Source organism: Streptococcus mitis, assembly GCF_047462815.1.
Lineage (GTDB): Bacteria > Bacillota > Bacilli > Lactobacillales > Streptococcaceae > Streptococcus > Streptococcus mitis_DO.
The window spans coordinates 1-614 of record NZ_JASHFB010000032.1 but is presented as its reverse complement, the minus strand read 5'-3'; the positions used below and the strand labels follow the sequence as shown (position 1 = coordinate 614).

Sequence of the window (614 nt, the reverse complement as noted above, 5' to 3'; positions counted from 1 at the left end):
CATGGAGCTTCAATCCATTGCTCTACCAACTGAGCTACCGAGCCTTATTGCGGGAGCAGGATTTGAACCTACGACCTTCGGGTTATGAGCCCGACGAGCTACCGAGCTGCTCCATCCCGCGTTAATAAAAAAGGAGGATGTGGGATTCGAACCCACGCACGCTTTTACACGCCTGACGGTTTTCAAGACCGTTCCCTTCAGCCGGACTTGGGTAATCCTCCAAAATAGTTTATACGGGAACAAACCCGTGTCCTCTTAGTGAAAAGATAATGTTTCAATTCTCTAGTAATGGACTAAACACTATGGGCACGAGTGGACTCGAACCACCGACCTCACGCTTATCAGGCGTGCGCTCTAACCACCTGAGCTACGCGCCCAAGTTAAAAACTTGGTACAAAGAACAAAGTTCAAAGCGGGTGACGAGAATCGAACTCGCGACAACAGCTTGGAAGGCTGTAGTTTTACCACTAAACTACACCCGCTTAAATGGGAGTTAACGGGATCGAACCGCTGACCCTCTGCTTGTAAGGCAGATGCTCTCCCAGCTGAGCTAAACTCCCTAGAGCTAAGCGACTTCCATATCTCACAGGGGGCAACCCCCAACTACTTCCGGC

At 50.3% G+C, this 614-nt stretch carries 5 tRNA genes; all 5 read right to left on the bottom strand.

Annotated features, from left to right (window positions below):
* Positions 1 to 47: 47 nt before the first annotated feature.
* Positions 48 to 121 (bottom strand) — tRNA-Met (locus QM865_RS09155).
* Positions 122 to 131: 10 nt separating this feature from the next.
* Positions 132 to 221, bottom strand: a tRNA-Ser gene (locus QM865_RS09150).
* Between the two features lie 82 nt (positions 222 to 303).
* Positions 304 to 377, bottom strand: a tRNA-Ile gene (locus QM865_RS09145).
* 34 nt (positions 378 to 411) lie between these two features.
* A tRNA-Gly gene (locus tag QM865_RS09140) sits at positions 412 to 482 on the bottom strand.
* Positions 483 to 487: 5 nt separating this feature from the next.
* Positions 488 to 560 (bottom strand) — tRNA-Val (locus tag QM865_RS09135).
* Positions 561 to 614 lie beyond the last annotated feature (54 nt).